The following is a 5,493-nucleotide window of genomic DNA, read 5'->3' on the forward strand; positions in this document are numbered from 1 at the left end:
ATAGAGCTATCACAATGGCATCGATAAAAAATGGGTTTTCACACAGTCTGCGTACGGAGCAGCCCTTTACCAAGTATCTCGGTGATGTCCGCTCCTGACCTAAAGCGGGCATTCCCAACCATCTTCATTACCAAGTCTAGTCCAACATATCGCCACTAAAATAACAAGGAGCGCACCGGCAAATACACCCTGCTTTTCGCCTCTGCCATGGGCACATCCGGGTAAAAGCGCAGTCGCTCTATGAATGGTGGGAATTGTTCGAAGTCCCAGTCATAGCCCCCTTCGCCAATAACCTGTTCAATGCGCTGCTGTAACTTTCCGTCAGTGCCTGTTTCTATCCAGCTTAAACAATGCAAAGCGGGAATGTGAGCCTCAGTAACGCCCTGAGGATACGGCGCTATGCCTTTGTTATGCTCTGCCGCAATACCGAAGGTAAAGGCCTCAGGTTCAGTAGTGCTAGGATCTGAATAAAAGATGTTAAATGTCCGGCTTTGAGAAGGCGGTGAGCCATTCAACTTTCGCCATTGAATAAAAGCACCAACGGAAGCCATCAGCGTTTGTGGTGACCCCATATGAAGAAGCTGTGCCAACTTAACACCTTCAAACTGAACTAACGCCGGTGCCGACGCATCCGTAGCGGTATTGTCTGGAGTCTCACTGTCCAGCACTCTTACCGAATTGGCGAGCTGCGTTATGCGCTCAAGGTCCGGAGAATGCCGGAATTCGCTGGGTGTCACGCCGGTCTGACGTTTGAAAGCCCTGCTGAAGCTCTCGCTGTTTTCATAGCCTGCCTCACACCCAATGTCAGTGATAGACATAGAATGGCGATAAGCGAGTTGCCAGGCGGCGCGATGTGTCCGAACCCTTCGCATGAGCGTTTGCAGGCTAATCCCGAAGGTTGTAGAAAACTGGCGGTGAAAATGATGCCGGGACAAACCAGCCACCGCCGCCAGTTCGTCCAAATTCGGCGCTATACCACTATTAGATTCCAGCCAGGCTATGACTTTTTCAAAAACGATTCTTGTATCAGCGCTCATTCTGTCTCATCAGGTCACGGGGGAAAAATGTTGCTGTAATTTACCGGCTTCCCATCTGCTGCGCCTGACCGTTTTTGCTGTTTGAGGAGATTCACCACAACATACCTGTCAGGTGAATCTCGCATTCATTACCACTCAACTATGATTTTGCCGCGACTGTCATTGGCTTCAAGGCGGGCATGAGCGTTACCGACCTCCTCAGCCGGCAGTACGGTATCTACGTTCCCAGTGAGCGTACCGTCGTCAAAACCCGGCAGTCCGTGTTCGCAGAAATCACGGATCAAATCAGCCTTGTAAGCGTCGCTGCGGTTTCTGAGCGTTGACCCCTGAATGCGGGCACGTTTGCCCAACATCAATGCCATGTCTAACTTGTCTGCGAAACGCCCTGCCAGCATGGCTAAATAAACGATGTGCCCGTCTTGCGCGAGTACTTTAAGGTTACGGTTCAGGTAATCCCCTGCCACAAAGTCGAGCACAAAGTTTACGCCTTCCGGCCAGGTGTCTTTCAAAACAGCAGCAAAATCCTGTTCTTTATAATTAATGGTCAGGTTCGCGCCCATATCACGGCACTGGGCTAATTTATCTTCAGAAGACGCGGTGGTGGCTGTGGCAATACCCTTTAGTTTGCACAGTTGCAGCGCAGCTAAGCCAACACCGCTGGCACCGGCGTGAATAAGGGCTTTATCCTGAGCTTGCAGGTTACCGATTGTGAACAGCGCCTGCCAGGCGGTAAGAAACACCTCCGTGAGCCCTGCTGCGTGTGTCAACGACATACTCTCTGGCACCGGCATAAGATGACGTGCATTTACCCCTACATATTCAGCGTAGCCGCCACCCGCTACCAAACCACACACCTTATCACCCGTTTTCCATTGAGTGACATCATCGGCAACCTCAGTCACTATCCCGGAAACTTCCAGTCCGAGAATGTCGCTTTCACCCGGCGGTGGCGGATATTTTCCCTGACGCTGCAGGGTGTCGGCGCGGTTTACCCCGAATGCATGCACTTTAACGAGTACCTGGCCACTGGCGATAGCAGGCGTATCCGTTTCACTGATCTTCAAAGATTCGGGCCCCGCGCCCTTGTCAAAATCGATATATCGCATCGCTGTACTCCCTCGTTTGACGATCTGAATTCAAAGATACCTATGGTCGTCACAAATATTCAGTTCAAAAGTCGCGCCTGATAATGAGAAAAGCTATACTGCGCGCCACTTTCATCAAAGGGTTATCATAACAATGTCTGCCACCGTCGTCTTACAACCTCAACGTGATAAATCACTGCGCCGTCGTCATCCCTGGGTTTTTGCCAGTGCCGTTGCCACGGTTAACGGACGTTGCCGCAGCGGAGACACTGTTGATGTAATAAGTGCAGAAGGCGACTGGCTGGGCCGCGGAGCCTGGTCTCCTGAATCCCAGTTACGGGTTCGCATGTGGACCTTTAACAAAGATGAACCGGTAGACAATGGCTTTTTTGTTCGTCGCCTTTCTACTGCCCTCACCCTCCGTGAAAACCTGGTGATAAACGACAACACTAACAGCTATCGCCTCATCGCATCAGAATCTGACGGATTGCCCGGCGTGACTATCGACGTGTACAACACGGTGATTGTCGTGCAACTGTTGAGTGCCGGTGCTGATAAGCAACGTGACAAGATTGTGTGGGCACTGAAAAAAGTGCTGCCGGGGAAAGACATTTTTGAACGCAGCGATGTGGATGTGCGTGCAAAAGAAGGACTGGAGCCACTGGTGCAGACGCTTCATGGCGATCCGGAACCGGTGGTCACAATTCTGGAGAATGGTATTCAGATTCAGGTAGATATTCGCAACGGCCATAAAACCGGTTTTTACCTTGATCAGCGTGATGCCCGTGCTGCTGCCGGCCGTTACGCCAAAAACAAAGATGTGCTGAACTGTTTCAGCTATACCGGCACGTTTTCGTGCTACGCGTTACAGGGCGGCGCAAAACATGTCACCAATGTGGATGTGTCTGATCCGGCGCTTGAGCTCGCGGCAAAGCATCTTGAAATCAATCATCTCGACAGTGCCCGTTGCGACATGGTGAACGGTGATGTGTTTCAGGTTCTGCGTAAGTATCACGAAGAGCAACGCCAGTTTGACATGGTGATCCTGGATCCCCCCAAATTTGTCGACAGCAAAGCGTCGCTGGGCCGCGCATCACGTGGCTACAAAGACATTAACATGTACGGAATGCACGCGGTGAAATCAGGCGGCTTGCTGCTGACATTCAGTTGCTCGGGCCTGATGCCGGCAGATTTATTTCAGAAGATTGTGGCCGATGCCGCGCTGGATGCCGGCAAGACAATTAAGATTGTTGAACGCCTGACTCAGGCCAAAGACCACCCTGTCATTGGCACGTATCCGGAAGGTTATTACCTGAAGGGTCTGGTGTGTGAAGTAACTGATCTTTAATCAGTTACTTCATTTCTGAAATTTCTACACCAATAATACAGCTGGCGTCTGTCTCAGGCACACAGCGAACCACGGTTGCAATGGCAGACAAGGACGGGATCTGAGAGCTGTTGGAGTCGATAGAAACGTTAACCTGCGTACCCACTTCAATGGATGGCTCTTCAACTTCCAGAGACATACCTGTGGCACTGATATCTTTACATACTGCCTGATGAGTACGGCTGGATTCTTCGTCGTTAATCTGTACCTGGCAAGGCGAGTTAACCATCATCCTGAAAAAATTACGTTTATCGTCGTATCCTAACATGTCTTACTTCTCCCAACCTCTGGTAGCAACCTCGTAATATACTTCATCACTTATAGGACGACACCCCGGCGATGTCAACTGAGATCGCCGAAGAGTCACCGAAAGTTTGATATGTGGTGTAATATCAGCGTATATCCATCACGCTTTTTTGCGATATCACATACCTTTACGCGACTTTTTTATTAAAAGTTTTCCAGCGCAGTTAAAACTCTTTTTGCTGATACCGGATAGGCGGTGCCCAGTTGCTGGGCAAACAGAGAAACACGCAGTTCCTCAATCATCCAGCGGATCTCAAGCAGCTCAGCAGGTGCCTTACCCTGCGGGTATTTATTGCATGCTTTATTAAACGCAGTCACCGCTTTTTCAATGGTTTGCTGATGCATGCGGTCTTTATTCGGATCAATGGGCAGCTTTTCCAGGCGTCGCGCCAGTCCCTTAATATAGCGGTTCCAGTCCGGTAGTCTTCCGCGCCCTAAATCCGAGACAAAACCGGGATAAACCAGTGTAGACAGATGTTGTTTCACATCGCCGAGAGCACTGACCATGTTGAGCGGCACATTGCCCTTCATTTGCTTCTGACACTGGTGTGCGAGAGTAAGCCCCTCTTCCACCTGCCCGGCTATGTCCAGCACCACATCATTAATTTCAGCCCTGACAAAATCGACGCACTGTTTAAAGGTTTCAGCATCACGTATTTCAACATCTTGTGTTTGTTTAAAGGTGTTGGCCAAATCATCAATACCGGCCAGTATACAGTCGTCAATGAGCGCTATGATCTGGCCGAAAGGATTAAAATACAAACCCAGTTTTGCTTTGTTCGGCAGTTTACTTTGCAGATAGCTGAGTGGCGACGGCATAGCATTACGGATCAGCACGTTAACGCCGTCCTGATGTTGTTGTTTCGCTTTTTCAGGCTCGTCCACCAGTACTATATCAACTTTATCACCGCGGCGGACCAGAGCGGGAAACGCCTGTACTTCAAAGCCCCCCATCTTTTGCGTAAAGGTTTCCGGCAGCTTTTCAAAATCCCAGCTTTCCAGCCCTTTGCGCTCAAGTTCCGGCGTTGCGGCCTTTTCAAAGGTGGCTTTCACCTGTCCCTGACATTGCTTCTTCAATGCTTCCAGATCATCACCACGCGCGATCACCTCACCTCTGTCGTTAACCACAGCAAAGTGCATTTTGAGATGCCGTTCAAGCTGAGACAGCTGCCACTCTTCTTCTTCCACAATAACGCCGGTCATACGGCGCAGTTTGTCAGACAATGCCTGTGAAAGCGGCACCGGCTGACCGTGCTTGTCAAAGGCGCTGATATCTTCAAGGCAGGCTTCTGCATAATTCGGTGCAGGCACAAAATTTTTGCGTAAACGTTTAGGCAGGCTTTTAATCAGGCTGACAATCAATTCGTGTTGTAAACCCGGCACCAGCCAGTCAAACCCCTTATCTGATACCTGATTTAATATGGGTAACGGAATGGTTGCCGTTACCCCGTCATCATCGGCATTGGGCTCGAAATGGTAACGTAGAGGCAGCGTAATATTGCCCTGCTTCCAGACATCGGGAAAGGCGTTGGCGGTCTTCGCGCCAGGCTGCTGGCGGTACACATCCTCTTCGGTGAAGGCGAGAATGTTCTTGTCGGATTGCTTTTGCCACCACTTTTTAAACGCAGCTTCGTTATTGACTTCCACCGGTAAACGCTGCGCATAGAAGGCCACCAGC

Annotated in this window: 5 protein-coding genes; 1 reads left to right on the plus strand and 4 read right to left on the minus strand. The window is 50.3% G+C overall.

Annotation, left to right across the window (positions count from 1 at the left end; all coding sequences use genetic code 11):
- Window positions 1-155 precede the first annotated feature (155 nt).
- Window positions 156-1,037 (minus strand): AraC family transcriptional regulator, encoded by an 882-nt coding sequence (locus AC4PME_RS20375; protein WP_491046658.1) that lies wholly within the window; start codon window positions 1,035-1,037, stop codon window positions 156-158.
- A 128-nt stretch (window positions 1,038-1,165) separates the two neighbouring features.
- Window positions 1,166-2,143 carry an NAD(P)H-quinone oxidoreductase gene (locus AC4PME_RS20380; protein ID WP_491046657.1) on the minus strand — a complete coding sequence of 326 codons (978 nt, stop codon included), beginning with the start codon at window positions 2,141-2,143 and terminating at the stop codon, window positions 1,166-1,168.
- Window positions 2,144-2,276: 133 nt separating this feature from the next.
- Between AC4PME_RS20380 and AC4PME_RS20385 the strand changes: the two genes are divergently transcribed.
- Window positions 2,277-3,470, plus strand: a complete 1,194-nt coding sequence (locus tag AC4PME_RS20385) for a class I SAM-dependent rRNA methyltransferase (RefSeq protein WP_491224266.1) — start codon at window positions 2,277-2,279, stop codon at window positions 3,468-3,470.
- A 4-nt stretch (window positions 3,471-3,474) separates the two neighbouring features.
- On the opposite strand, the gene AC4PME_RS20390 is transcribed toward AC4PME_RS20385, so the two are convergent.
- Window positions 3,475-3,777, minus strand: a complete 303-nt coding sequence (locus tag AC4PME_RS20390) for a PilZ domain-containing protein (RefSeq protein WP_119501548.1) — start codon at window positions 3,775-3,777, stop codon at window positions 3,475-3,477.
- A gap of 182 nt (window positions 3,778-3,959) precedes the next feature.
- Window positions 3,960-5,493: DUF3418 domain-containing protein (locus AC4PME_RS20395; protein ID WP_491529749.1), on the minus strand; the 1,534-nt coding region annotated here is incomplete at its 5' end.

This window comes from Alteromonas sp. (genome assembly GCF_984505615.1).